Here is a 25,512-nt window from a genome sequence, read left to right as displayed (position 1 = left end):
CCCATTATTTCCGTCCTCCTGTTTTCTTTCCGGCAAGTTCAAGAGCCAGTTCTGCATCAACTATAATCTTGCGCCCTATCTGGGTAATCGCCTTGTCTATCTTACCGCTTTTCTTTATGCGGTTGGCAGTGGGCAGACTGCACCCGAACAGTTTGGCTATACCGAGTATTCCGTACACATACTTCTTTTCCGTGTCTGTAACGGGTTGCGGCAATGCTTCGGCCTGACCTGAAGCGTGCTTACTCAGGAATATGAATTCTTCGCCTGTCATTTGCCAGACGGGTTTTGATAATAATTCTTGGATATTTGTCATCGTCCAATCTATTTAGTCGTTAAACAATCAGCCCTGCGCACTGGCTGTTATTTCTGTTCTCGAACGATGCAAAATTAGGTAGGGTTATGAGTGGTAAGGATGGGGACGGTACAAACTGAATATCATTGTATCTTATTGAATATCAGAAAACAAAAATACCACTCAAAAATTATTTTGAGTGGTAAAAGTGGAACTTTCGTAAAGTATCAGGATATATCACGGATTATCTGAATATATGTTCCATTTCCTTGGCGAAATTTTGGTTGCTGTCACTGGGGAAATCTGAAACAGGCTCCTTGTACTTGGATTTGTAGTAGCTGTCGTCAATATCCAGCAGTTTCAGTATTCTGTCTTTCCATTTGTCCCTGTCCTGTTTGGAGAGTTTCTCGCTCATCAGGAATATCAGATAGCATACACGTATTTTCTCTCTCGGTTTTATTTTCAGCTTACAGTTGCAGGGGTGAAGATTCATATTGGCATAGAAATCTGGTGCGGAAATTTCTTCGAACTGTTCTCCTTTGCACACCTCATGAATGAGCGAAAGTAATTTCATGCTGAAATATTCCTGTTGTTCTTCTGTCGTTTCCTGCTGACTGATTGGCTCGCTTGATTTATTCTCTTGCTTTCCGTCAGGAATGTATTTCTTCAATATATCCAGAAAAAGGCAGCTTTGACGGTATATGTCCGCACAACAGTTCTTCATATATTGGAATGCCTCTGTTCTTGTAGCCTTTTGCTGGTCATAGAGTTTGTTCAGTTTGGCTTTTTCCCTGTCATATTCAGCCTTGCAGCGTTCATATTCTTTCTCTGCCTGTTTTTCCTCTTCGGCTGTATGCTCCCTGTAACCAATGGAATCATACCTGTTGTTGGCTTCATTCAGCGGCTTGCTCAGACTTCTTGTAACATCCAGCTGGGCTTCAATTTCCTGAGAATACCTTTCCATGTGCTGATAGCAAGCACGTTCTATGGCTCTGTCACTTAACGGGCGTATCTCATAAGCCTGTATGCTCTTTTCTATTTCAGTTTTCAGACTGTTGAATATCAAGGTGTATTGCTCTTTTTGCTTGTCAAGCACCAGTTCAAGGATAGCGGCTTCAAAGGATTTCATGTCATTATACTCCTGATAGAAATCCGATATGAATTTCTGCCTGTCAAAAGAAAAAGCGTAATTATCTATATAGTCTCTGTATATTCTGTTAAGTTCTCCATATTGGGGAATCATCGTCTGTATCTTTCCTGCCATATACTTTATATTATGGGTTCTTGTCCTTGTCAAGGAATAAGGTCAGTTCTTCTTCCACTTCTTCTATACTCGGTAGGGCAGATTTCAGATTTTCGGGTACTGCCTTGCTCAATTGATAGTCGCTGATACCTATCGGCTGGTCATATCCAGCCAAGGCATATTGTGCCACGACCTCATCCTTACCCCTGCACAGCAAAAGACCGATGGTCTTGTTATCATTTTCTCCCCTCAGTTTATCATCTACAACATTGATATAGAAATTTAACTGCCCTGCATATTCCGGTTTGAATGGCGTTGCTTTCAATTCCACGACGACATAGGCGTGGAGCTTGATATTATATAGAATCAGGTCGGCGAAAAAGTCACTGTCCCCAATCTGGAAATGTTTTTGTCTGGCAACAAAAGCAAAGCCGTTACCCATTTCCAGCAAGTAATGGGTTACATGCTTTACCAACTGTTCTTCTATATCCCTTTCGTCAGCCTTTTCCTTTGCTCCTGCCAAGTCAAAGATATACGGGTCTTTTAACAGATAATTGGCAAGATCGCTTTGAGGTGCCGGAAGTGTGGCAGTGAAGTTGTTTACCTTGTTACTCTTGATTTGTCTGTCATACAGATTACTTTCAATCTGCATTTTCAGCACATTACTGCTCCAACCCATTTCTACAGATTGTTTCATATACCAATACCTTACACCTAATGGTAGCGGATTATTGAGTATGACCATATGGCTTGCCCAATTTATTCTTGCAATCGGTGACGCCAAGAATAAATCTTCTATATCCTCTATTTTTATTTTATAGATGGTTGCTACTGTTTTTTCTACATTCTGAAATTGCGCAGGAACCTCCTGCGTAATTTCTAAAGATTGATTATCAGCTGATTGTATTTGCGCAGTAAGCTCCTGCGTAAATTGCCCGCTGTTGAGTTTAAGGACTTCATTAGTAATGTTTTGAATATTAGGGACTGACAGTATTGAATCTGTTTCAATAAAACTACGAAGTACATTTAACGGATATAAACGGGCAAACTGGCACATATAAGTAAGATTACGCTCCGAATATCCCTTCTTTTCAGGATAATTGAATCTGATTGCCTGTGCCAACTTCTTGATAATTTTACCACCCCAGCCATGCAGGTTTTGGTGGTACAGTATATAATTGCCCATTTTCCAGTAATGGAACAACATCTGGGCATTGGCTGCGGTAATGAGCCGGACTTGTGCCTGTTCTATTTCCGAACCGACAGCATGGACAAAGGCATCAAAATGACCTTTCTTTATATTATGTTCGTTGTTATTTTCCATATTACTAACTATTACTTAACAAAGATAACTCTAATAATGGATAATCTGTGAAACAGACTGATACTTTTATAGTTGGTTAAACTTGTTCATTGCATTAGCCTTAATATCATCGGCTATGTCAATGTAGGGCTTCATGGCTTTATAATCACTGTGTCCTGTCCATTTCATTACAACCTGTGCCGGAATACCTAGAGCCAGCGCATTACAGATGAATGTTCTTCTTCCTGCATGAGTACTGAGCAATGCGTATTTCGGGGTAACTTCATCTATGCGCTCATTCCCTTTATAGTAGGTTTCACGTATAGGTTCGTTAATTTCTGCCAGTTCTCCCAGTTCTTTCAGATAATCATTCATTTTCTGATTGCTGATAACAGGCAATACCATGTGGTTTTCAAAATGGATGTCCTTGTATTTTTCAAGTATGGCTTTACTGTACTTGTTCAGTTCAATACTCAGACTATCTGCCGTTTTAACGGTGGTGACTTCTATATGGTCGGACTTGACATCACTTCTCTTTAGGTTGCGAACATCTGAATAACGCAGACTGGTAAAGCAACAGAACAGGAAAACATCCCGGACACGTTCCAGATACTGTTTGTCTTTGGGTATCTGATAGTCTTTAAGTCTGTTCAGTTCTTCCCATGTCAGGAAGATTACCTTCTTGGGGGTGGTTTTCAATTTCGGTTTGAACGTATCGTATGCTATATTCTGGTGATAGTCTTTCTTGAAGCTCCACCGCAGGAACCATTTGAGGAATCCCATTTGTTTACCGATGGTACTGTTCCTCATATCCTTTTTGTCGCGCAGGAAATTGACATATTCGTTCAGTCCGAATTCATTGAAATATTCAAAGGTTAAATCTTCCTTGAACTCCTTGAGGTGATTTTTAACGGCTGCAAACTTTTCGTATGTGGATTCAGTCCAGTTATTCTGGTTGCCGCATTCTTTTACAAATTCATCGAATACCTCCCAAAAACTTATCTTTACGTCTTCCTGGTCTTCACTTGTATCTTTCATCCGCAGGTTGAATGCGTCCTTTAGCTGTTGGGTAGTGGGCATGGCTTCCTGTACCTCAAATTCCTTGAACACGTTTTGAATTTCGGTATAGTATTTCAGCAGATCGGCATTGATTTCAGATGCACTTTGCTTTAGTTTGTTGGTACACCCGTTCTTCACTCGCTGCTTGTCAGCATCCCACTTGGCTACATCAATGCGGTAACCCGTTGTAAACTCAATGCGCTGACTTGCGTATATGACACGCATACGGATAGGCACGTTCTCCACGATTGGCACACCGTTCTTCTTCCGGCTTTCCAATGCAAAAATGATGTTTCGTTTGATATTCATAATTGGGTGTGTTTGAAATTCTACACCCAAATATACACCCAATATTTGGAATAGCAAAAGATATTCAGAAAGATTTAGATTTACTATGTACTCCAAATAGTGCTTGATTATTAATGATTTGCAATTTTATGATATTTCTTGAATATGTAGGTTCGAGAGCCTCTCTCTCCGCAAACCTACCGGATAAAACCGAATTAAGGATTGGACAAAAACCTACAAATCAGCGATTTGTAGGTTTTTTTATGCCTGTAAGTCTTGTTCTCAAGACAGCAAAGGATTTGAAATGTAAGAAAGACCGACTTTTTGCAATGATTACTTGCTTATCAACACTATGTAGCTTTTTATTCAGAGAAATACAAAGCCTATCATTCACTAATGTTAGATTAGAACTTTTGCCCTATAATTATTTTGAAGCCGGAAACCAGTTTCGTGTATTATTTGCAATCCTTACTAACATCAACATTACCGGAACTTCGACCAGTACACCCACCACCGTAGCCAGTGCAGCTCCGGATTGTAAACCAAAAAGAGAAATAGCTACAGCAACCGCCAATTCAAAGAAATTACTTGCTCCAATCATTCCGGCAGGTGCAGCAACATCATGGGGTAATTTCCACCATTTCGCCCAACCGTAAGCAACGAAGAATATCAGAACCGTTTGCAACACGAGCGGAACGGCAATCAATGCAATATGCAGAGGGTTGTTCAGTATTGTTTCTCCCTGAAATGAAAACAGGATAATAAGCGTTAATAGCAGTCCGCTGGTTGTATAATTATCAAATTTCTTAATAAATACATTATTGAAATATTCCACCCCTTTGCGGCGAATAACCATTATACGGGTAATGACCCCGGCAGCAAGTGGTATCACAACAAACAAGCCCACAGACAACAGTAACGTGTCCCACGGGATAGATACGCCGCCAACTCCCAACAAGAAAGCTACGATAGGGGCAAATGCTGCCAATATGATTAAATCGTTCACTGCCACTTGTACCAGCGTATATGCGGCATCCCCTTTGGTAAGGTAGCTCCACACAAACACCATAGCCGTGCAAGGTGCAGCCCCTAATAATACCGCTCCGGCTAAATATTCTTCGGCTACCCCGACAGGTATATAGGTCTTGAAAATCACATAGAAAAATAAATAAGCTATTCCGAACATGGTAAACGGCTTTATCAGCCAATTTGTAACACAGGTAACTATTATTCCTTTCGGACGTTTGCCTACATTCTTAACACTTTGAAAATCTACTTTTAGCATCATTGGGTAAATCATTAACCATATCAGGATAGCTACGGGTATGGACACATTGGCATATTCAAACTTGCTTAATGTTTGCGGAATTGTCGGAAACCATTGCCCCACAGCAATTCCGATAATGATGCACAAGGCAACCCAGACAGTCAGGTATTTTTCAAAAAATCCAATTCCTTGTTTCTTTTCCATATATTCTTATTAGTTTTTCCAGGCTATCAGGGCAGTGTTTCCCTTTGACAATTCTTCTACTTTCTTAATCCAAATCAATTCATTTTGCGCCTTTGCCCGCAAGAACGAATTTCCGGTGTCAGTTAATGACAAACAAGCATTCACGACCCACCATTGATTATTAATTCCCGCACGCTGTAAATCCATTTGCAAGCGTTCGGCTTCAAATACGGGTGTTGCTTCGGGCAAGGTTACAATAACGACTTCTGTTTCTTGTCGGTTCCTTAAACGTGGCAATAATTTTCTTACCGAAGCAGGAGTATCACCATGTGTGCGTTGTACTTCTTTGTGATAGCTTTCCGTTGCATCCAACAGTAACAAGGTGTGTCCGGTAGGGGCGGTATCAATCACAACGATTTCGTTTTCCGCTTTATCTACGATTTCAGCGAAGGCCCGGAATACTGCGATTTCCTGTGTACACGGTGAACGCAAATCTTCCTCTATATATTCCATATCTTCAGCAGTCATTGTTTCTGCTGCTTTACTACGAACTTCGTTTTTATAGGCTTCCAATACTTCCGTTTCATCAATACGGCTAACCGTAATGCCAGACTGAACAGCAAGGTTATAATTCAGATGGTTTGCCGGGTCAGTGGTGGTAAGATGTACCTTTGCTCCCAGTTTTGTTAATTTCAGGGCTATTTCAGTGGCTAAAGTGGTTTTTCCCACGCCACCTTTTCCCATAGTAAAAATAACTCTCTTTCCTGACTGATAGAGATCATTAACCAGTTCATCTATACCTTTTGCATCAGTAATCCGCTGATAATTTGCATTATCTGTTAAGTTATCGTTGTGCAGCATCCGGCGGATATTCGCAATATTAGATAAATTGTAAGACCGTAAAGGAACATAATAGGATGTATATTCCAGCAGTTCCGCTGGGGTTTGTTTTAGGGCGGTTTGCTGTCTGTCATATATTTGTTTCGATACGCTGTCGGCTTCATCCAATTGCAACAAAAGTCCGTTGATTATCAATAGCTGGTTTTTAATTCCCAGTAATTGTAATTCATGTGAGGAACGGGCAGCTTCCTTCAACGGTGCGATTTCGGGACGGCTAACCAAGACCAAGCGAGTTATACTTGCATCCGAAAGCGTTTCAACTGCCTGCTTATAGATACCTTTCCGTTCCTCCAAACCGGATAATTGCCCTAAGCAAGATGCGCCGTGTGTACTCTCACTGATAAACGTACTCCATGCTGATGGCAGTTGTAGCATTCGCAACGTATGTCCTGTAGGAGCTGTATCAAAGATAATATGGTCGTATTCCTTTGCGTTATCAGCATCCGTGATAAAATCGGAAAACTGATTGAAAGCCGCAATTTCTACCGTACAAGAGCCCGAAAGCTGTTCTTCCATATTCTGAATAACGCTTTCAGGCAGTTGTCCCCGGAAAGGAGCAATAACGCTTTCCCTGTATTCGGCGGCGGCTTGTTCCGGGTCGAGATTAACAACGGTTAATCCGGGTACTTCTTGAATATCCGTGCCGTGTCCGTTCAATGTTTGATTAAAGACATCTTGCAGGTTTGAAGCCGGGTCTGTGCTGATAAGAAGTATTTTCTTTCCATTATCTGCCAAGCCTACTGCAGTAGCACAGGCAATCGAAGTTTTTCCTACACCGCCCTTTCCGGTGAAGAAAAGGTATTTAGTCAAATCTATATCTGATAAATTGAATGTTCTCATTTTTATATAATTAATTGGTAAATACTTATTTAACTGGCATGAAATTCAAATTGATACCTGTCCATTCGCTCATTTGTTTGGTGGTAGGATAGGTTTGTGAAATAGCGACTTCGCCGTCCACTAAAGTAATAGGCAGTGCATCCGCTCCATATTTCTGGAGATACTCGTTTACTGTCTTGTTATTTACATACACTTGCGGTTCGTCGCGTAAATTGTGGCGGGTAACGATGATACCCTGTTTCTTCAATGTTTCAATAACGACCGCAATACGCATTAATTCAGGGTCGATATTTGTTCCACAAAGACCCGTAGGGCAACACATTGCCGGGTCGAAAATTTCTATCTTTTTCATACTGTTTTTATTTAAAATGATACTCTATGTTTATTTATAGATAAAAGACTGCCGCATAATAAATTCCTACCGCAATAAAGAGGATAGCAACTATTTTACGAAACCATTTCTCAAATATTTGCATCCGGTTATAAAACTTACCCAGTCCGGCAACACTGTAAGCTAAAACCCATGCAACGAGGATTACGGGTAATCCCGTAGCAATAGCGTAGATTATAGGCAAAAGATACCCGCCTGTTTCTGCGGCTGATAAGGGCATAAGCATACCAAAATAAAATACTCCACTGGTAGGACAAAAAGCAAGGGCGAATAAAATGCCCAATAGCATAGCCCCAAAACCACCTTTAGTTCTCTTTTTCAAGTTTTCACCGCCGATGTTGATTTTCGGCAGATTGAGTTTTATTGTATCGAGCATACATATTCCAATGATGATTAACACCGGAGCAATCAGCATTTCCCCGTATTTGCTTACAGCTTTTTGAACCATAAACATACTTGTTCCCTCACGGAGAATAGGAATAAGGATAAAGCCAAGAACCGTATAGGTTACTATTCTGCCGAGAGTATAAAGCAACCCGTTTATAAATATCCGATGATGGTTTTCTATGTTTTTACTTATAAATCCTATTGCCGTTATGTTGGTAGCCAACGGACACGGGCTAACCGCCGTTAAAATCCCCAATATAAAAGCTGTAATAGCAGGAATAGAACTATTATCTAATAGTGATTGAAGAAAATCCATCTTACAACTGTTTTAGCAATTCGTCAATCTTGCTTTTAATTCCCTCTTTAAACTTGTCTGGTGCATTTTTCGCATTGGAAAAACTAAACTCGGTCATGTTGTTTACATTCTCTTTACCGTCCTTCCAGCCATTCACAAACAAAGACGACCATGTCACTTCGTACTTGTCTGCAATCGCTTCATTTTCTTTCTTTGAAATGTCTATTACTTTATAGATAATTTTACCATCTGCTTTTTCGTTGGAATAAAGGCTGTCTAAAAGGGCTACCGTATTGGTTTCTATCGCCCGGCACGTGATACACCGCTGTGCCCCATGGAAATAAAGAACCTCTATGCGGTTAGACTGAATTTCTTCTGCTTTGTATTCTCCGGTCTTTTTCTTTGAACCATTTCCGCAGGAAATAAAGACCAGCGTTGCAATCAGTAGACAAAATAACTTTCTCATAGTTCATTCTTATTTGCTTATCAACTCTTTTACTTCTGTAAGAGATAACTTTTTTCCGGCTGATACGACTTTCTCGTCAACTACCAAAGCCGGAAGCCCTAAAATGTTATACTCCATGATTTTCAATAAATCTTCCTCTTTGATAAGTGTTGCATCGTAGCCTAAGTCTGAAATGGCCTGCTTGGTAATTTCATACAATGCTTTACAACTTGAACACCCAGTTCCTAATACTTTAATTTCCATCTTTCATTCTACTTTAAAGTTAATATTATAATCGTAATTCGTAGAACTACGAACAATGATTTCAAAAAAAGGTGCTGCTATTCACAGCACGATGCATCTTTACATTTGCAGTCCCCTAAGAAAGTAGCAAATAGTTTTCGAGCAAGTTCCCAGTTTTCCCGGTTTATACAATACCGGACTTTTGGTGTTTCTATTTCTCCCTGAATTAAACCAGCTTCTTTCAGTTCTTTCAAATGTTGCGAAACGGTGGCTTTGGCGATAGGCAGTTCTTCATGAATATCACCAAAGAAGCAACTTTCTTGTTTTGCCAAAAAAGCAAGAATAGCCATTCGTGCCGGATGCCCCATTGCTTTGGCAATACGAGCAATCTGTTCCTGCTCTATTGTGTACTGTTTCTCTTTCACTTCAATTCTCCTTTCTTATTTATTGTTCGCAAAACTACGAACAATGTTTTGAATAGCAAAATTATACGGTATATTTTTTGGGGGGAGGTGGAAATATTAGCCTATCCACTACTTTCCAGCCGAAAAAACAGTTTCGGGTTGCCACATGTAATGTACAGCCACAAGTACGACCAATCAAGAGACTTAGTATGATTACAGCTCTTTTTTCATCCAATAATTTGTGAGAAATAATATATTTGCTTTTCTTTTTTGCTCACGCATTACCTTATAGTCTTTACTTTCAAAGAATGGTTTTGCCGTGATACAGACTTCAGAGGTTATTATGGGGATTTGGTGTTTTATTGCATACTCTTCGGCCATTGATAAAAGAAAACTTGCAACTCCTCTGTGTTGATAGTCTTTATGCACAAACATGGATTGCAGATAACCGTCTTTTTGTATAGATGTAAATCCGATAATCAGGTCTTCTTCATTTAGGGCAACAATGAAATATAGATTGGTAATTAAATCAGCCAGATGTTGTATATCATCTCCACATGAAGCCCAATCTTCTATTTCCTCTGGCGTGTAGTCTGCTTTGTTGATAGTGCGCAAAGTCGCTTTGTACATTTCCTTTAGCTCCGGAATATCAGCGAGAGTTGCTTTCCTGAATTTGTAGTTTCTATTTTCCATAATAAATATGTTTTCTTTTCGCAAAGATAAAAAAAGAATAACTCGGTTTGTAATTGGATTGCTTTTTTTGAGAAAATGCTGACACAAAATCAAGACGTTTTTTGAGATAGATTGGCGATACTGCGAACGAATTGCCTCATTCACTGCTATAATTGTATTAATCTGTTATAAAAGGACAATAATCAGCGCTTTATCATATTGCCGCGGATTAATATCGTAACTTGCAGAAAAGAAAAATCCCACCTATTTTATCCCCGAGTATAAACTATCCTAAAAAGAAATGAATTATGAAAGGTAAAGAGAGAAAGAAAGAAGCAAAGAAAGAAAAGTCAGAGAATAAAATAAAAGTACTGACTGAGTATCAGAGAGAAAGAGAAAGCAAGAGTAATAAAGGAATGAGCATAATACCCAAGGTATAATGGTGTCTGTAAAAAGAGAAGGAGTTATACTGGAAGGCACTTCGCTTGATTTTGAGAATGAGGGAGTGATGAATCCGGCAGTAATAGCCGAAGGAAATTCAGTGCACATGTTCTATCGTGCTGTAAGAGAAGGGAATCATTCTTCCATTGGATATTGTCGGCTTGAGGGACCTTTGAAGGTTGTGGAAAGAGACACGGTTCCTTTATTGGTTCCTGAATTTAGTTATGAAAGTCAGGGTACGGAAGATCCCCGAATCGTGAAAATCGATGGTCTTTACTACCTTACTTATACTGCTTATGATGGTTATAGTGCCGTAGGAGCTTTGGCACTCTCTTCTGATTTGAGGCATTTTGAGAAGCAAGGCATTATTACCTCCCAGATTACTTATCCACAGTTCCGGGAACTACTTCGTACCCAGCAAGCCATTATCAGTAAGTATTTTCGTTCGGGCAATAAACGCGAAGCGACTAATGAGAAAGGGCATCCACTCTATATGATGGATAAGAATGTGGTTTTCTTCCCTCGTAAAATCAATGGGAAGTTTTATTTCATGCATCGTATCCGTCCCGATATCCAGTATGTGGCAGTGGAGCGCCTGGATATGTTGACGAAAGAATTCTGGAAAAGGTATTACCAGAATTTTGCGAAACGTATTCTGCTGGCGCCTTATCACGACCATGAGTCGAGCTACATCGGAGCTGGTTGTCCGCCGATAGAGACAAGCGCCGGTTGGCTGTTGATTTATCATAGTGTCTATGATACTCCTTCCGGTTATGTTTATTCCGCTTGTGCGGCTTTACTGGATATTGACAATCCGGCCATTGAAATAGCTCGTTTGCCTTATCCGTTATTTACTCCCACGACAGAATATGAACTGTCTGGTGTAGTCAATAGAGTTTGTTTCCCCACAGGCGCTGCCTTGTTTGGTGATACACTCTATATATATTATGGGGCGGCCGACAAACACGTCGCTTGCGTGTCAGTGAAACTGACAGAGTTGCTGGATGAATTAATAAAACAATTTAAATGAGAAAAATAGTATGTATCACTACTTATCCTCCTCGTGAATGTGGCATAGCCACCTTTGCCCAGGATTTGGTCCGGGCTATTCAGTCAAAGTTTGGAGATTCTTACTCCATCAGAATATGTGCAGTAGAGGCCTCCGATATGGAGAAGCATGCCTACACCCGGAAGCAGGCTGTAGAGTATGTTCTCAATACTTCGGATGCGTCGGCTTTTGGCACCTTGGCCCGACAGTTGAATGAAGATCCTGAAGTCGAGGTCGTGCTTGTGCAGCATGAATTCGGATTGTATGCTGAGCAGGAAGAAGCTTTCCTTGAAATGTTGGAGCAATTATCCAAACCTGTGATTCTTACCTTTCACACAGTTCTTTCGCAACCTTCTCTTGCCATGTACGGAAGTGTGAGGAGAATGATAGCTGTTTGCAAGTATCTGGTAGTCATGACGCAAAATTCCCGGCGTATCTTACAGCGGGTGTATCATGCGGATGACGATAAAATCAGGGTGATTCCTCACGGCACTCATTTGGTGTCATTTAAGGATAAGAATCTACTGAAGAGTTTTTATAAACTTTCGGGTAGGCGAGTCCTTTCTACTTTCGGTTTGCTCAGTCCCGGGAAAAGTATAGAGACCACGTTGGATGCTTTGCCGGATATTGTGAAAGAGAATCCTGCTGTAATTTTCCTCATCATCGGAAAGACACATCCGGGAGTGCTGAAAGTGGAGGGAGAGAGTTACCGCAATCTGCTGAAAGCGAAAATAAAAGAATTGCATCTGGAAGAACATGTACTTTTTATTAATCAATATCTTGAATTGCCCGTTCTATTGGAATATTTACAGTTGACAGATGTGTATCTTTTCACTTCAAGTGATCCGAATCAGGCTGTCAGCGGAACATTTGTTTATGCTATTAGTTGTGGCTGTCCGATTATAGCTACTCCTATTCCGCATGCGTTGGAATTGCTGAATGATGACTCCGGTATCATCTTTAACTTTAAAGACTCGGTTCAATTGGCCATAGCTGCCAATCGTTTGCTTGCCGATGAAAGTCTGCGGACTGAGATGAAGCTGGTGGGGTTGCAGAAGACGGCAGCCACAGCCTGGGAAAATGTAGCAATTGCCTATACGCTGCTTTTTCAGGAAACCGGCAAGCCGGAGGAAGAGTTGATTTACTCTTTACCTCCCGTGAATACTTCTCATATCCGGCGTATGAGTCGGCAATGGGGAATAATTCAGTTTGCGAAAGGGAATCGGCCGGATAGTTCCACGGGATATACGCTGGATGATACGGCACGTGCACTGATAGCAATGTGTCAGGTTGTTGCCATTGGAGAGGGCAAGGTGAAAGAGCGCTATATAAGAACTTATCTGAACTTTATCCGCTACTGTCAGCAGCCTGATGGTTCTTTTCTGAATTATACAGACCGGGATGGATTATTCACCCCACAAAATCAGGAAGTTGGACTGGATGATAGTAACGGGCGGGCTATTTGTGCCTTAGGCTATTTTATCTCTTGTTCTGCACATTTCCCAGCTTTATGGAAAGAGGAGGCAGTGGCTGTTTTCAAACGGACATTCCAGCAGTTCAGTCGGATAGAGTCTCCCCGCAGTATAGCTTTTATGCTCGAAGGGCTTTATTACTATACCCGCGTATGTACGTCGGCACAGGCAGATGCCTATATCGGGTTATTGGCCAATAAACTCGTTCAATGCTATCGCCGGACGGCAGGTGGAGAGTGGTTATGGTTTGAGACATATCTCACTTATGATAACGGTATTTTGCCGGAATCAATGTTGTTGGCTTATCTGGCCATTGGGCGGGAAGAGTATAAGCAGATAGCCTTGGAAGCTTTTGAATTTTTATTGAAGAAGCTGTTTGTGGGAAATCGTCTTCAGGTGGTTTCCAATCAAGGATGGATGCATAAAGGAAACACTCATCATGGATTTGGTGAGCAACCGGTAGACGTGGCGGGAACGGTGATTGCTCTAGGTACGTTTTATCAGGTATTTAAAGAGGAAAAATACCTTCGTATGCAAACTGATGCCTTCAACTGGTTTCTAGGAAATAACCATTTGCATCAGATTATTTACAATCCGGCCACCGGGGGCTGTTATGATGGATTGGAGGAGAATAACATAAATTTGAATCAGGGAGCCGAATCAACTGTGTGTTATCTAATGGCAAGGTTGGCTCTAGTAGTTCTTCGCCAAGAGAAGCAATTGTTTATTCTGTGAAACGGCGAAACAATAGACAAAGGAAAACTGTTTCTTATCATATAACTTAAAACGGATATAATTATGAATAAAACAGTTGATTTGTTGGGACAACAGGCAGAATATTACCTGAACCATACGTGTAAGACAATAGATAAGAAACTAATTCATGTTCCGGGCCCTGATATGATTGATAAGGTCTGGTTGGACTCTGATAGGAATGTCCGTACACTTAATAGCTTGCAAGCCCTCTACGGACATGGACGCCTCGCAAATACCGGATATGTATCCATTCTACCGGTCGACCAGGATATAGAGCATACAGCTGGAGCATCATTTGCTCCGAATCCAATCTATTTCGATCCTGAAAATATTGTAAAATTGGCTATCGAAGGGGGGTGTAATGCAGTTGCATCCACTTTCGGGGTATTGGGAGCTGTGGCTCGCAAATATGCCCACAAAATACCTTTTGTTGTGAAATTGAACCATAATGAACTGCTGACTTATCCGAATTCTTACGACCAAGTAATGTTTGGAACAGTAAAAGAGGCATGGAATATGGGTGCGGTAGCGGTCGGGGCCACTATTTATTTCGGATCTGAACAGAGCCGCCGTCAGATTATTGAAATATCGCAAGCTTTTGAGTATGCGCATGAGTTAGGTATGGCGACTATTTTATGGTGTTATCTGAGAAACAATGATTTTAAGAAAGATGGCACAGATTATCATGCAGCTGCTGATCTCACCGGACAAGCTAACCACATCGGAGTGACAATCAAGGCTGATATTGTAAAACAGAAACTTCCTTCCAATAATGGAGGGTTTACAGCTATCCATTTTGGCAAAACGGATGAAAGAATGTATTCTGAACTTACAACTTCACATCCTATTGACCTTTGCCGCTACCAGGTTGCTAATGGCTATATGGGACGTGTAGGCCTGATTAATTCGGGTGGTGAATCTCATGGAGAATCGGATTTGCGTGATGCTGTCGTTACGGCAGTAGTCAACAAACGTGCCGGTGGAATGGGACTGATTAGCGGAAGAAAAGCGTTCCAAAAACCGATAGGAGAGGGTGTTCAGTTGTTGAATGCGATTCAGGATGTTTATTTGGATTCTTCGATAACTATTGCATAAATAAGTAAAGTTTATCATGGGGCGGAAAAAATGCTATCTTTGCAGTACTTAACAAGGAACATATTAATTTTATGGAGTTAAAACGAATAACGGACAGCAAATGTCCGGGAGTAGATACACTTGTGGCACTGCATAGCGAGGAATTTTCTGAATATGAACCTTTTCAGGGAAGCCGCCTCATGTATAACCTCATTGACGGAGTGCATAACATGTACTTCCATCCCTAATTCGATTCATTTGTAACGTATTTGCAGAAGTTGCCAACGATCTGTACATGCTGTCGAGTGTGTGGAAGGGTGAACATCCGCTTTGGTTGGTGGGTACCCAGAATGTGGAGCAACTTGATAATTATCTTTTGAAAATCAGGGATATTGTCTATTATGGGATGGGCGAATAACTTTCGAAAGATATGACGGAGAAAATCCTGATTATGTTTTTTTATAGCCTTTTTGTTGGAGAAAAAGGGTAGTTCGTCTATATTTGTTTTTTCTTTTTTCCTTCTGACATATCTTTGCGTAATGAATATCCTAAAAAAGATACTTCCTGTTTTGGTTGGAATATATTTATGTATTCTTTTTATAGGTGCACGGGATATAGGTTACTATCCGGATAAGATTTGGCTTCATCGTTGCAATTCAATGGAAAAGTTGCTTGAGAAACATAAGAAATATCCGAATATAGAGGTTGACCTTGTTTTTCGTGCGGACAGGACATTTGATGTAACGCATGATACTGATACTAGCTTCAATTTGAGTTTAGATTCCTACTTCTCGTATATGAGACGTAACGAAGGAAAGATGTGGTTGGATATTAAAAATCTGACTTATAGGAATTGTGTGGCAGCACTTGTCAGATTGAATAAACTGACAAAGTATTTTCAGATTAAAAAAGATCGCCTGATAATAGAGAGCCAGGATTGGAAAGCTTTAAAAGCTTTCACCAAAGCCGGTTATTATACTTCATATTATGTGGCTTACGATGAGCCGTCCGGTTTGAGTACTGAAGAAATGAGCAATTGCATTGAAGAGTTGCAGGAGATTGCAGATAAGCATGTGGTTTGTGCATTATCATTTCCTGGAGACTGGTATACTGCCATTAAAGAGAAACTGAACCGTTCCATCGATTTACTGACTTGGGAACATCGGAGCAGCCAGTTACAATTTTTATTATCCTCTGCCGGACGTGAGATGTTGTCCGATCCACAGTTGAAAGTGGTATTGGTAAAAGACAAAGGGAAATATCATCGATGATTGAGTTTATCAATCTCCCCATTCATTATTAACGGTAAATTACTGCGTATTTTTTCAATAGGCCAGTTCCACCATTGTAATTTTTGTAATTGGGCAATCGTGTCCGCATCAAAACGCAATCGTATTTCTTTAGCTGGGGTTCCACCTACTATAGTGTAGGGAGGAACATCTTTAGTTACTACCGCCCGTGACGCTATAATTGCTCCATCGCCTATATGTACTCCACTCATAATTACAGCCTCATAACCTATCCATACATCATTACCAATAGTAATATCACCTTTGTTGTCCCATGCTGAGGCTACATCTTTTTTATCTAACCCCCATTCTTCGAAGAATAATGGAAATGTATAGTTTGCCAAGGACTTCAGAGTATGATTTGCGCTATTGAAAAGAAATTTGGAACCGCAGGCGATAGAGCAGAACTTCCCGATTATCAGCCGGTCTTTATTGATGGGATAATGATATAATACATTGTTCTTTTCAAACAGTGTGGGGTCGTTTACAAAATCATTGTATATCGTGTAGTCACCTACAATAATATTGGGGCTTTTAATAACTGTATTCAGGTAAATAGTCTGAAAATCATTTGTACGGGGATATGTTTGAGCATTCATGATGATTAATCTTTTTTGATTGCAATCGGTTTTTGGTTGTTGCAATATGCAAATATAGAAAGATATTATTTCTAAAACCGTAGTGTAGGCCTCATTTTTATTTCTCTTTCTCATTAACATCGGAGTTATGAGCAATTTGATTATCTTTGAGCATTGTTTAGTAATTCATAATTTATATCCTATACCCATGAAAGCAAAAATTTTATTACCAGTAATCAGTTTTTTCTTATTAGTTGCATCTTGTACAAACAGTAGTGATAAAAAAGCTACTGATCAAAGTTCTGAGAGTAATGTTACTTCTACTGATTGGCAATCCCGGTATGATAAGATTGAGGCATCTGATTTGCCCGACAATGTGATTCAGCTTATCGGTAAAGAATGGATGCTTGTAACAGCAGGGACTAAAAATTCCTACAATACGATGACTGCCAGTTGGGGAGGTATTGGATATATCTGGGAACGCCCTTCTACTTTCATCTTCATTCGCGATACCCGCTATACCTATCAATTCCTGCAACGAGAGGAAAGTTTCACCCTCAGCTTTTTTGACGAGAAATATCGCAACGCCCTGCGTATATGCGGAACCAGATCGGGAAGAGATACAAACAAGATAGAGGAAGCCGGACTTAGCCCTCTGGAAACACCATCCGGATTAATGAGTTTTGGAGAAGCCAGAATGATTATTGAATGTAAGAAGATGTTTGTTCAGGAATTGGACTATGCCAATCTGACTGAGCCCTACAAAACTAAGGTCATGGAGGAATCATATAAAAACGAATCCTCCAAGCATCAAATGTTCATTTCCGAAATAACCAATATTTGGGTTAAGAAATAATTTTCAACTAAATTTTGGTCAAAATTTCCTTTTCATTGGTAAAAGGACAACTGTTTTCCGGTCAATTCTTGGAATTCATCCTCTTTTCTGTATATTTGCGCCCGCATTTTATCAGATTCACTATTAACCACCTAATTCAGAATGTACTAAACTATAACACTAATGGAGCAAATAAATGCGGTAATTACAGGAGTCGGAGGATATGTACCCGATTATATCCTGACCAATGATGAGATTTCTAAAATGGTCGATACCACTGACGAATGGATTATGGGGCGTATAGGCATAAAGGAAAGACGTATTCTGAACGAGGAGGGACGTGGAACTTCATATATGGCTCGCAAAGCTGCGAAACAATTGATGCAACGTACGAAATCTGATCCGGAAGATATTGACCTGGTGATTGTAGCTACTACCACTCCTGATTACCGTTTACCTTCAACCGCTTCCATCCTCTGCGAAAGACTGGGCTTAAAGCGTGCTTTTGCTTTTGATATGCAAGCAGTTTGCAGCGGCTTTCTGTATGCGTTGGAGACAGGAGCGAATTTTATCCGTTCAGGAAACTATAAGAAGATTATCGTGGTGGGAGCCGATAAAATGTCATCAATAATAGATTATACCGACCGTGCCACATGTCCGATTTTTGGTGATGGGGCAGCCGCTTTCATGCTGGAACCTACCACGGAGGATTATGGTGTGATGGATGCCGTTTTAAGAACGGACGGTAAGGGATTGCCTTTCCTGCATATCAAAGCCGGTGGTTCTGTATGCGCTCCTTCCTATTATACAATGGATAATCACATGCACTATATTTATCAGGAGGGTCGCACAGTATTCAAGTATGCCGTAGCCAACATGTCGTCGGCTTGCGAGTCTATTATTGAGAGAAACCACTTGAGTAAAGACGAACTTGCTTGGGTGATTCCTCATCAGGCTAACCAGCGCATAATCAGTGCTGTGACACAACGTCTGGAAGTGCCAAGCGAAAAGGTGATGGTTAACATCGAGCGTTATGGCAATACAAGTGCCGCCACTCTTCCACTTTGCATCTGGGATTTTGAAAATAAGTTGAAGAAGGGCGATAAGTTGATTTTCACGGCCTTCGGAGCGGGATTCGCTTGGGGAGCTGTTTACGTCAAGTGGGGATATGATTCAGATACTTCTTCATCCGCCAAAAGCGGACAAAACCTCCAAAAAACAGAATAATTCCGGAGGCTATGCATATCCATGCAAGCCTGTCCAGACGTGAGATGCTTTCAATCTGTAATATTCCAATCCCTGCGGTGAGGAGGTAAAGCGATGTGCGGATATACGAGAACAAAGTTCTTTCGTTGGCAAGTTTGGTACGTTCGAGTGCCAGATGGTCACGGAGTATCAATTCATTGTCCTCGGGTTTGTCGGTAACTTTTTGCATAACATTGTTTTTTATTGTAACTCTTCTTATTATAAACAGTACGGAAACGCAAATAGTTTGTTATATATATATTATCTTTGTGGGGAATCATTACATGACAATATTTTGTTGACCATAACAATAAACTTAAAAAACAACCAACGTATTATGAACCAAGAACTATCAATGAGCGCCAACCAATTGGTGGCGGCCCTTCAAAAACCAGCTTCCGAATTTACGAAAGCAGACATTATCTCCTATATCAAAGAGAATGACATCCGTATGGTGAACTTCATGTATCCTGCTGCGGACGGACGATTGAAAACACTGAATTTTGTTATTAACGATGCTGCCTATCTCGATGCAATACTCACTTGCGGAGAACGTGTAGATGGATCGAGCCTGTTCTCGTTCATCGAGGCGGGCAGCAGTGACTTGTATGTGGTGCCTCGTTTCAGTACCGCTTTCATTGATCCTTTTGCTGAGACAACTACGCTTTCCATGCTTTGCTCTTACTTCAATAAAGACGGCGAATTGTTGGAAAGTTCTCCGGAATACACGTTGCGGAAAGCCTGCCAGGCATTTACCGATGTGACGGGGATGGAATTTCAGGCTATGGGCGAATTGGAATATTATGTAATATCAGAGGATGACGAACTCTTCCCGGCTACCGACCAGCGTGGTTATCATGAATCGGCTCCTTATGCCAAGTTCAATGATTTCCGTACGGACTGCATGTTGCATATCGCGCAAGCCGGCGGACAAATCAAGTACGGCCATTCCGAAGTGGGTAACTTCACGCTCGATGGCAAAATCTATGAGCAGAATGAAATCGAATTTCTGCCGGTACGTGCCGACCATGCTGCCGACCAACTGATGATAGCTAAATGGGTTATCCGTAACCTGGCTTATCAGTACGGATACGACATAACCTTTGCGCCCAAAATCACAACAGGAAAAGCTGGCTCCGGTCTGCATATACATATGCGTATCATGAAGGACGGGCAGAATCAGATGTTGAAAGACGGTGTACTTTCCGAGACAGCCCGCAAAGCCATTGCCGGAATGATGGAACTGGCACCCTCTATTACTGCTTTCGGCAATACCAATCCTACTTCTTATTTCCGCCTTGTTCCGCACCAGGAGGCGCCGACAAATATCTGTTGGGGCGATCGCAACCGTTCCGTATTGGTACGTGTACCGTTGGGCTGGTCGGCAAAGACGGATATGTGTATGTTGGCTAATCCGCTGGAAGCCCCGAGTCACTATGACACTACGCAAAAACAGACTGTAGAAATGCGTTCTCCCGACGGTTCGGCAGATTTATATCAATTGATAGCCGGATTGGCGGTGGCTTGCCGTCATGGTTTTGAGATGGAAAATGCTTTGGATATTGCAGAAAAGACGTATGTAAATGTGAATATCCATAAGAAAGAGAATGAAGACAAGTTGAAGCAACTGGCGCAACTGCCCGATAGCTGTGCCGCTTCTGCTGATTGTCTGGAAAAACAACGTGCTTCTTTTGAACAGTACGGAGTGTTCAGCCCTGCAATGATTGACGGAATTATTAGTAAACTGCGCTCTTATAATGACAAGACATTGCGTAGTGATATACAGAACAATCCGGATGCAATGTTGGCATTGGTGAAGAAGTACTTCCATTGCGGATAAATGATTGAGTTAAGATAAACAGAGGCTGCACAACGTGTGAAGTGCAGCCTCTTATCTTGATTTTTGTGTTTCTGTCTTAATATATATTCGCCGATTGAATAACTATCTTTTCTAACAACTCCTGCATCTTTCCAATTACCGGCTCTCCTGTAAGCCCATATTCTGCTGCCATCATTTTCATTTGCGGGAATGTGGCCCATACGCTTCCGTTTTTATCTTCCCATACCGATATCTTTAACGGTAATTCAATGGAAATACTTGGATTATCCTGCATCAGTTTAGTCCCCACTTTGGGTGAACCGAAAACAATCACTTGGTTCGGACGGAGTTCAAGACCTACCTCTTCGGCATTCTTTCCGTGGTCGAATTTGGCAAATACAGGGATACCCATTGTTTTCAATGTCTGCTCGATGCGTGTCATGGTTTCGGCTACGCTGAACTGGCTTTCGTAAGTATAAAGCAGATTGTCATTAGCGCCTGTGCCCATTTTGTTGCTATCAAAGGCGGCAGCAATTTTGCGTCCCAGATTGGTCAGGTCGACACCTTCCTTATTGGCAAGAAGGGTGACGCATACCAACTCCGAAGCATCTGTGAAGCGACTCAGGAAAACTGAATGTCCCGATACATTTCCCTTGATGTCCATCAATCCTTTGTGATTGTAGAACTGCCAGCCTGCCACGGCGGGAACCACTTTCCCATTGGCAAGTTTGGTAGGTTTATAGATGACGTCCCGGTTTTCCGGTTTGGCAATCAGTACACCTCCGGCAAGGCCGATATCCCAATGGCTGACGTTTTCGGCTGATGCCCATATATCGGAGAAGCCTTTCATGGCTGTCGGGCTGACGGCAGGGGCGGCTACCAGTTTACCATCCTTTTCTATATATCCTATGGTCGTTTCCGATGGATTGATATAATCTTTATCTTTCTTGAAAGTCTGGTGCACATTGGCGGTAGTGGTTACGTCCTCTTGCTTTACTTTCGCAAGGTCTTCTCCGAAGTAAGTCTGTTGTAAGCCAAGATAATCTATCTGATACTTTTTAACGAAATCGTGGTAGGGCATCTTGCCTGCCTTTTCGATAATGGATGTCAGTAATAGGAAGTTCGTGGCGCTTTGTTTCACATCCGTACCCGGTTCAAAAGCCAGCGGAATAGCTTTTACGGTTTCTATCAATTGTGCGGGCTGATAATCGGCGGATACGTCGAAACCCTTTTGTGAACGATAATCGGCAATACCCGAACTATGTTGCATCAGTTGGAGTATGTGGATGTTCTTCCAGCTTTTCGGAATATCTTTTAAGTATTTTCCGATAGGCTCGTTCAGGTCCAATTTCCCCTTTTCGTATAATTGCATGATTGCTACGGCTGCAAATCCCTGAGAGATCGGACCGATAGGCCAAAGGGTTTTAGCGGCTGCTAAATTTCCTTTTTCAAAATCCGTTACTCCGTAACCTACTACACGGGGGATGTAAGGAGCCTGCACGATGGCGAGCGTCATGCCCGGTATTCCCTGTTCTTCCATGAATTCATAAATCATCTGGTCGATAGCTTTTCCCTGATAAGCTACGTGTACATTTCCTCTGCCTTCTTGTGGCAACTGATTTTCATACTTCCTCATAATTGTTCCTCCGTCTTGTGCCAAAATCGTTCCCGATATCAGCAAACTTGCTAATGTTAATAGTTTCTTTTTCATACTATTTTTATCAGAGTTTTATTTTTGATTTCCGATGTTGCAAAGGTAGGCGGTTTGGGTCTGCGGGAAAATGACGATACAACATATAAACTATGCAATTGTTCCCGATTGAACTAAAAAGGGCTTTTGCTATACTAATTATTTATAGAACTTATATATTAATAGGTACTATAGCTGTTATAGGAATTTATTTATGACGGTTCAGAAATGAACTATAAGCATCGCAGTGCGCGACTTACTGTCATAACTTCGTCATCTTACTACCTTTGTTTTTTATGATGCCTACCAAGACTGTACGAGTTGTACAACTCGTACCGCTCCAGTTGTACAACTCAGGCTGCTCCAGTTGTACAACTCGTACAATCTTAGTAAGGAACTAAAAAAAGAAGAGTAGTAAGGTGGCAGAAACGTAGTAGTACACCTTTCCACTTCGGGCAGAATAGCCTATCATTCGGGGAAAATCGTCATCTCATATGTATTGGGAATACCCGACCTTTGCAAAGTCAAAAGCAAATGCTTATTTGGAGTAATAATCAGGCTTTGAAAAAGCATTTGCATGAGTATTAACTAAAAAAAATAGATGACAATGAAGACAGATGAATTTATGGGAATGGCTCCGAATAAACAAGTTCGGGAAAAGAAAGCTAAAGATGACTTTATCATTGATGAACATACGGCAATTGTTATGACTGATCCTCAGAATGATTTTTTGAGTGAAGCAGGCAAAGGTTGGGGACTTTTCGGTGAAAATATCACAAAGAATGGCACTGTAGAGCATTTGCGTCAAATCTTTGAAGTTGCGGCAAAGAGCAATATGTTGGTATTCATTTCACCGCATTATTATTATAAGCACGACCATCAATGGGTATTTGAAGGACCGGTAGAGAAAATGATGCACGAAAATGGAATGTTCGAAAGAAAAGGGCAACTTACCGGAGAAGAGTTTGAAGGTTCGGGAGCGGACTGGCTGGACATATATAAACCTTATATCAATGATGGAGAAAATGTGATAGTGACTGCTCCGCATAAACTTTTCGGTCCGGAAAACAATGACCTTATTTTGCAGTTGCGGAAAAGGGGAATCAATAAAGTAATTATCTGTGGAATGTCCGGCAATTTATGTGCAGAATCTCACTTGCGTGAATTGCAGGAAAGAGGGTTTGAGGCGGCTGTTGTCTTTGATGCCACAGCTTCGGCCATCATTGGAGACATGAATGCTGATGACGCTTCATGGATTAATTTTAATCTTTTAGGAGAGAGAGTTTACACAACAGCCGAACTGGTGAACGAAATAGAAACACGATAAATTTTTCTCTGATTTTTTAGTTTGAATGGGGGAGAAATTCTTAGACGTTCTGCGTCTAAAGAATTTCTCCCTTTTTTCTTTTCCATTTGCAATTGAAAAAGAGATGGATTATGATTGCTTTTTCACTTGATTTTCATAGATTTGTTGTTTCCTTTCTGTCTTGACACGGAAGAAGGCGAATAAAATTCTATCAAAAAGCTATTGTTTATGTCAGAAATCGCTAATTATTTCCTTTATAGAACCGAAGAGAGTGAAACGGGATTGCCCGCTAATTGTGTTGATGATTTAAATCTGGATGATCTGTTTGCAGAAATAGATTATTGTAATTCATCCATCGGTCGGCAATACCTGTATTATCTTTTGTTGTCGGACAAAGTTTCAGGCATTGGAAAGCAGGAGGCTTTGCTCAGTTCACTGTCCGCAAATACGGAATTGCGCGATTTCCTGTCTAAGACATTGAAGAAACTGAATAAGCCGGACGCTTACTCCATTGTATCTATTATTGAGGGGAACAATGTGGAGATTTCCCGTAAGGAGATGAAAGGTATCAGCATTTGCCGTTTCCTGCCGTTCTTGTTTCTTGCTTTGACTCTGATTACCCATTCGGGATATTTCCTGACTCTGTTTGTCATTGCTTTCATCACTAATGGCGTGTTGCACTATCGTTGCAAACCAAAGATACAAGGGTACTTTTTTTCAATTCCCCAATTGATTAAAATGATAAGGCAGGCTGAACGGTTGGCGCAGAAACGGGAGTTTGCGTCTGTGGCCCCGCATATAGCTGATGATCTGAAGGAGGTGGAAGGGCTGAAAAAGTATATTTCCTACTTCCGTTTCAATATGACACTGGATAATGATATGGCTATTCTGTTCTATATTGTAGCCGAACTTGCCCGAATATTCTTTCTTCATGAGGCTTATGCAGTGGGGAAAACTTTCAAACTATTCAAAGAGAAGTCTGCTGCCATTCACGGTATCTACCAGTTTATTGGCTTTTTGGATACCCTCTTTTCAGTCTCCATATTGAGGGAAAATTTACCTTATTATTGTCTGCCGGGAGAGAACAAGGTGGGCGAGAGGCTGCGTATCCGGTCTGTTTATCATCCTCTGATAGAGAATTGTGTTTCGAACGACCTAGTCCTGCACGGTAAGTCGGCATTGATAACCGGCTCGAATATGGCCGGGAAAACCTGCTTTATGCGGACAATAGGAGTGAACCTGTTGGCTGCAAAGGCACTCCATACCTGTTTTGCAGAAACTTTTGAAGCGGACCTGCAAATGTCATTGTTGTCTTCCATTCACCAGGGAGATAACCTGATGGAAAATAAGAGCTATTTTATGCAGGAAGTGACGACCATCAAAGAGTTTATCGATGAAAGTGACAATGGCAACCATTTGTTCCTGCTCGATGAACTGTTTCGTGGAACAAACACTAAGGAACGGATAGCCATAGCCAAGTCTGTACTGTCCTGGCTGGTGAAAAACGGGAATTTAGTCTTTGTTTCCACGCACGACCTTGAACTGGCGGATATGCTGGAACAAGAGTATGAATTGTATTATTTCAGTGAGTCTGTGAAGGAGGGTGTCTTATCTTTCGACTATAAACTGAAAGAAGGAATTGCAACTGAACATAATGCGATCAGGATATTGGAAATTTGTGAATATCCCGCCCCATTGATAGGGGAAGCCTATTCACTCGTCTCTAAACAAATATCCTAATCGCATC

Annotated in this window: 26 protein-coding genes; 11 read left to right on the top strand and 15 right to left on the bottom strand. The window is 41.2% G+C overall.

From position 1 onward, the window contains the following. Positions 1-4: 4 nt before the first annotated feature. The 12 genes from HMPREF9447_RS05175 to HMPREF9447_RS05120 all read right to left on the bottom strand — a co-directional run bounded on the left by HMPREF9447_RS05175 (position 5) and on the right by HMPREF9447_RS05120 (position 10,233). Positions 5-313 carry a DUF3853 family protein gene (locus HMPREF9447_RS05175; protein WP_007842330.1) on the bottom strand — a complete coding sequence of 103 codons (309 nt, stop codon included), beginning with the start codon at positions 311-313 and terminating at the stop codon, positions 5-7. 223 nt (positions 314-536) lie between these two features. Then, complete coding sequence (locus HMPREF9447_RS05170; protein ID WP_009128695.1) at positions 537-1,556, bottom strand: hypothetical protein; 1,020 nt, start codon at positions 1,554-1,556, stop codon at positions 537-539. 10 nt (positions 1,557-1,566) lie between these two features. After that, on the bottom strand, positions 1,567-2,859 hold the full coding sequence (locus HMPREF9447_RS05165) for a PDDEXK nuclease domain-containing protein (protein ID WP_005795596.1): 1,293 nt from the start codon (positions 2,857-2,859) through the stop codon (positions 1,567-1,569). A gap of 66 nt (positions 2,860-2,925) precedes the next feature. Then, positions 2,926-4,206, bottom strand: a complete 1,281-nt coding sequence (locus HMPREF9447_RS05160; protein ID WP_005795594.1) for a site-specific integrase — start codon at positions 4,204-4,206, stop codon at positions 2,926-2,928. Positions 4,207-4,609: 403 nt separating this feature from the next. After that, positions 4,610-5,656 (bottom strand): ACR3 family arsenite efflux transporter, encoded by a 1,047-nt coding sequence (gene arsB / locus HMPREF9447_RS05155; protein ID WP_009128693.1) that lies wholly within the window; start codon positions 5,654-5,656, stop codon positions 4,610-4,612. A 9-nt stretch (positions 5,657-5,665) separates the two neighbouring features. Next, on the bottom strand, positions 5,666-7,375 hold the full coding sequence (arsA, locus tag HMPREF9447_RS05150) for an arsenical pump-driving ATPase (RefSeq protein WP_009128692.1): 1,710 nt from the start codon (positions 7,373-7,375) through the stop codon (positions 5,666-5,668). 25 nt (positions 7,376-7,400) lie between these two features. Then, positions 7,401-7,727: an arsenite efflux transporter metallochaperone ArsD gene (arsD, locus tag HMPREF9447_RS05145; protein ID WP_009128691.1), complete on the bottom strand. Its 327-nt coding sequence runs from the start codon at positions 7,725-7,727 to the stop codon at positions 7,401-7,403. 34 nt (positions 7,728-7,761) lie between these two features. Next, on the bottom strand, positions 7,762-8,469 hold the full coding sequence (locus HMPREF9447_RS05140) for an aromatic aminobenezylarsenical efflux permease ArsG family transporter (protein ID WP_009128690.1): 708 nt from the start codon (positions 8,467-8,469) through the stop codon (positions 7,762-7,764). 1 nt (position 8,470) lies between these two features. After that, complete coding sequence (locus HMPREF9447_RS05135) at positions 8,471-8,914, bottom strand: nitrophenyl compound nitroreductase subunit ArsF family protein (protein ID WP_009128689.1); 444 nt, start codon at positions 8,912-8,914, stop codon at positions 8,471-8,473. 9 nt (positions 8,915-8,923) lie between these two features. After that, entirely contained in the window at positions 8,924-9,157 is a 234-nt protein-coding gene (locus HMPREF9447_RS05130; RefSeq protein WP_009128688.1) for a thioredoxin family protein, read from the bottom strand. 77 nt (positions 9,158-9,234) lie between these two features. Then, positions 9,235-9,561, bottom strand: coding sequence for an ArsR/SmtB family transcription factor (locus HMPREF9447_RS05125; RefSeq protein WP_009128687.1), 327 nt, complete (start codon positions 9,559-9,561; stop codon positions 9,235-9,237). A gap of 192 nt (positions 9,562-9,753) precedes the next feature. After that, positions 9,754-10,233 (bottom strand): GNAT family N-acetyltransferase, encoded by a 480-nt coding sequence (locus HMPREF9447_RS05120; protein ID WP_009128686.1) that lies wholly within the window; start codon positions 10,231-10,233, stop codon positions 9,754-9,756. A gap of 287 nt (positions 10,234-10,520) precedes the next feature. On the opposite strand from HMPREF9447_RS05120, the gene HMPREF9447_RS29235 reads away from it, so the two are divergent. The 6 genes from HMPREF9447_RS29235 to HMPREF9447_RS05100 all read left to right on the top strand — a co-directional run bounded on the left by HMPREF9447_RS29235 (position 10,521) and on the right by HMPREF9447_RS05100 (position 16,274). Then, positions 10,521-10,652 carry a hypothetical protein gene (locus tag HMPREF9447_RS29235; RefSeq protein WP_009128685.1) on the top strand — a complete coding sequence of 44 codons (132 nt, stop codon included), beginning with the start codon at positions 10,521-10,523 and terminating at the stop codon, positions 10,650-10,652. Continuing rightward, positions 10,652-11,683: a glycoside hydrolase family 130 protein gene (locus tag HMPREF9447_RS05115; protein WP_009128684.1), complete on the top strand. Its 1,032-nt coding sequence runs from the start codon at positions 10,652-10,654 to the stop codon at positions 11,681-11,683. The genes HMPREF9447_RS29235 and HMPREF9447_RS05115 overlap by 1 nt, the downstream gene beginning before the upstream one ends. Continuing rightward, complete coding sequence (locus HMPREF9447_RS05110; RefSeq protein ID WP_009128683.1) at positions 11,680-13,908, top strand: glycosyltransferase; 2,229 nt, start codon at positions 11,680-11,682, stop codon at positions 13,906-13,908. Before HMPREF9447_RS05115 ends, HMPREF9447_RS05110 begins: the two co-directional genes overlap by 4 nt. 63 nt (positions 13,909-13,971) lie before the next feature. Next, on the top strand, positions 13,972-15,024 hold the full coding sequence (locus HMPREF9447_RS05105) for a class I fructose-bisphosphate aldolase (RefSeq protein WP_009128682.1): 1,053 nt from the start codon (positions 13,972-13,974) through the stop codon (positions 15,022-15,024). Positions 15,025-15,095: 71 nt separating this feature from the next. Beyond that, positions 15,096-15,251: a hypothetical protein gene (locus HMPREF9447_RS28385; protein WP_009128681.1), complete on the top strand. Its 156-nt coding sequence runs from the start codon at positions 15,096-15,098 to the stop codon at positions 15,249-15,251. Between the two features lie 411 nt (positions 15,252-15,662). Next, a complete protein-coding gene (locus HMPREF9447_RS05100) occupies positions 15,663-16,274 on the top strand; it encodes a hypothetical protein (RefSeq protein ID WP_044137770.1) in 612 nt (203 codons plus the stop codon). Here HMPREF9447_RS05100 and HMPREF9447_RS05095 read toward each other — a convergent pair. Then, a complete protein-coding gene (locus tag HMPREF9447_RS05095; protein WP_044137768.1) occupies positions 16,265-16,891 on the bottom strand; it encodes a CatB-related O-acetyltransferase in 627 nt (208 codons plus the stop codon). The two genes, HMPREF9447_RS05100 and HMPREF9447_RS05095, sit on opposite strands and share 10 nt — an antisense overlap. A gap of 187 nt (positions 16,892-17,078) precedes the next feature. On the opposite strand from HMPREF9447_RS05095, the gene HMPREF9447_RS05090 reads away from it, so the two are divergent. Together HMPREF9447_RS05090 and HMPREF9447_RS05085 are read left to right on the top strand one after the other, a co-directional pair. Next, entirely contained in the window at positions 17,079-17,726 is a 648-nt protein-coding gene (locus HMPREF9447_RS05090; protein ID WP_081589750.1) for a flavin reductase family protein, read from the top strand. Positions 17,727-17,888: 162 nt separating this feature from the next. After that, positions 17,889-18,932, top strand: a complete 1,044-nt coding sequence (locus HMPREF9447_RS05085) for a beta-ketoacyl-ACP synthase III (RefSeq protein ID WP_009128677.1) — start codon at positions 17,889-17,891, stop codon at positions 18,930-18,932. Here HMPREF9447_RS05085 and HMPREF9447_RS27620 read toward each other — a convergent pair. After that, positions 18,862-19,140, bottom strand: a complete 279-nt coding sequence (locus HMPREF9447_RS27620; RefSeq protein WP_009128676.1) for a DUF202 domain-containing protein — start codon at positions 19,138-19,140, stop codon at positions 18,862-18,864. The genes HMPREF9447_RS05085 and HMPREF9447_RS27620 overlap by 71 nt on opposite strands. 147 nt (positions 19,141-19,287) lie before the next feature. On the opposite strand from HMPREF9447_RS27620, the gene HMPREF9447_RS05080 reads away from it, so the two are divergent. After that, complete coding sequence (locus HMPREF9447_RS05080) at positions 19,288-20,790, top strand: glutamine synthetase family protein (protein ID WP_009128674.1); 1,503 nt, start codon at positions 19,288-19,290, stop codon at positions 20,788-20,790. A gap of 76 nt (positions 20,791-20,866) precedes the next feature. On the opposite strand, the gene HMPREF9447_RS05075 is transcribed toward HMPREF9447_RS05080, so the two are convergent. Next, positions 20,867-22,480, bottom strand: a complete 1,614-nt coding sequence (locus tag HMPREF9447_RS05075; protein ID WP_009128673.1) for a serine hydrolase — start codon at positions 22,478-22,480, stop codon at positions 20,867-20,869. Positions 22,481-23,090: 610 nt separating this feature from the next. Here HMPREF9447_RS05075 and HMPREF9447_RS05070 point away from each other — a divergent pair. Beyond that, positions 23,091-23,786, top strand: a complete 696-nt coding sequence (locus HMPREF9447_RS05070) for an isochorismatase family protein (RefSeq protein WP_052315177.1) — start codon at positions 23,091-23,093, stop codon at positions 23,784-23,786. A 207-nt stretch (positions 23,787-23,993) separates the two neighbouring features. Continuing rightward, positions 23,994-25,505 (top strand): MutS-related protein, encoded by a 1,512-nt coding sequence (locus HMPREF9447_RS05065; RefSeq protein WP_009128671.1) that lies wholly within the window; start codon positions 23,994-23,996, stop codon positions 25,503-25,505. Positions 25,506-25,512: the final 7 nt, after the last annotated feature.

Source organism: Bacteroides oleiciplenus YIT 12058, from assembly GCF_000315485.1.
GTDB lineage: Bacteria > Bacteroidota > Bacteroidia > Bacteroidales > Bacteroidaceae > Bacteroides > Bacteroides oleiciplenus.
Note: the sequence above shows the minus strand (reverse complement) of the source record. Positions and strands in the feature narration are given on the sequence as shown.

Bases quoted from the DNA above. Each gene is read 5' to 3' on its own strand.
- HMPREF9447_RS29235 (WP_009128685.1), top strand. From the start codon at position 10,521: ATGAAAGGTAAAGAGAGAAAGAAAGAAGCAAAGAAAGAAAAGTCAGAG.
- HMPREF9447_RS05130 (WP_009128688.1), bottom strand. From the start codon at position 9,157: ATGGAAATTAAAGTATTAGGAACTGGGTGTTCAAGTTGTAAAGCATTG.
- HMPREF9447_RS05110 (WP_009128683.1), top strand. From the start codon at position 11,680: ATGAGAAAAATAGTATGTATCACTACTTATCCTCCTCGTGAATGTGGC.
- HMPREF9447_RS05120 (WP_009128686.1), bottom strand. From the start codon at position 10,233: ATGGAAAATAGAAACTACAAATTCAGGAAAGCAACTCTCGCTGATATT.
- HMPREF9447_RS05080 (WP_009128674.1), top strand. From the start codon at position 19,288: ATGAACCAAGAACTATCAATGAGCGCCAACCAATTGGTGGCGGCCCTT.
- HMPREF9447_RS05065 (WP_009128671.1), top strand. From the start codon at position 23,994: ATGTCAGAAATCGCTAATTATTTCCTTTATAGAACCGAAGAGAGTGAA.
- HMPREF9447_RS05175 (WP_007842330.1), bottom strand. From the start codon at position 313: ATGACAAATATCCAAGAATTATTATCAAAACCCGTCTGGCAAATGACA.
- HMPREF9447_RS05100 (WP_044137770.1), top strand. From the start codon at position 15,663: ATGGAAAAGTTGCTTGAGAAACATAAGAAATATCCGAATATAGAGGTT.
- HMPREF9447_RS27620 (WP_009128676.1), bottom strand. From the start codon at position 19,140: ATGCAAAAAGTTACCGACAAACCCGAGGACAATGAATTGATACTCCGT.
- arsA (WP_009128692.1), bottom strand. From the start codon at position 7,375: ATGAGAACATTCAATTTATCAGATATAGATTTGACTAAATACCTTTTC.
- HMPREF9447_RS05095 (WP_044137768.1), bottom strand. From the start codon at position 16,891: ATGAATGCTCAAACATATCCCCGTACAAATGATTTTCAGACTATTTAC.
- HMPREF9447_RS05135 (WP_009128689.1), bottom strand. From the start codon at position 8,914: ATGAGAAAGTTATTTTGTCTACTGATTGCAACGCTGGTCTTTATTTCC.
- HMPREF9447_RS05105 (WP_009128682.1), top strand. From the start codon at position 13,972: ATGAATAAAACAGTTGATTTGTTGGGACAACAGGCAGAATATTACCTG.
- HMPREF9447_RS05140 (WP_009128690.1), bottom strand. From the start codon at position 8,469: ATGGATTTTCTTCAATCACTATTAGATAATAGTTCTATTCCTGCTATT.
- HMPREF9447_RS05075 (WP_009128673.1), bottom strand. From the start codon at position 22,480: ATGAAAAAGAAACTATTAACATTAGCAAGTTTGCTGATATCGGGAACG.
- HMPREF9447_RS05085 (WP_009128677.1), top strand. From the start codon at position 17,889: ATGGAGCAAATAAATGCGGTAATTACAGGAGTCGGAGGATATGTACCC.
- HMPREF9447_RS05160 (WP_005795594.1), bottom strand. From the start codon at position 4,206: ATGAATATCAAACGAAACATCATTTTTGCATTGGAAAGCCGGAAGAAG.
- HMPREF9447_RS05165 (WP_005795596.1), bottom strand. From the start codon at position 2,859: ATGGAAAATAACAACGAACATAATATAAAGAAAGGTCATTTTGATGCC.
- arsD (WP_009128691.1), bottom strand. From the start codon at position 7,727: ATGAAAAAGATAGAAATTTTCGACCCGGCAATGTGTTGCCCTACGGGT.
- HMPREF9447_RS05115 (WP_009128684.1), top strand. From the start codon at position 10,652: ATGGTGTCTGTAAAAAGAGAAGGAGTTATACTGGAAGGCACTTCGCTT.
- HMPREF9447_RS28385 (WP_009128681.1), top strand. From the start codon at position 15,096: ATGGAGTTAAAACGAATAACGGACAGCAAATGTCCGGGAGTAGATACA.
- arsB (WP_009128693.1), bottom strand. From the start codon at position 5,656: ATGGAAAAGAAACAAGGAATTGGATTTTTTGAAAAATACCTGACTGTC.
- HMPREF9447_RS05170 (WP_009128695.1), bottom strand. From the start codon at position 1,556: ATGGCAGGAAAGATACAGACGATGATTCCCCAATATGGAGAACTTAAC.
- HMPREF9447_RS05090 (WP_081589750.1), top strand. From the start codon at position 17,079: ATGAAAGCAAAAATTTTATTACCAGTAATCAGTTTTTTCTTATTAGTT.
- HMPREF9447_RS05070 (WP_052315177.1), top strand. From the start codon at position 23,091: ATGGCTCCGAATAAACAAGTTCGGGAAAAGAAAGCTAAAGATGACTTT.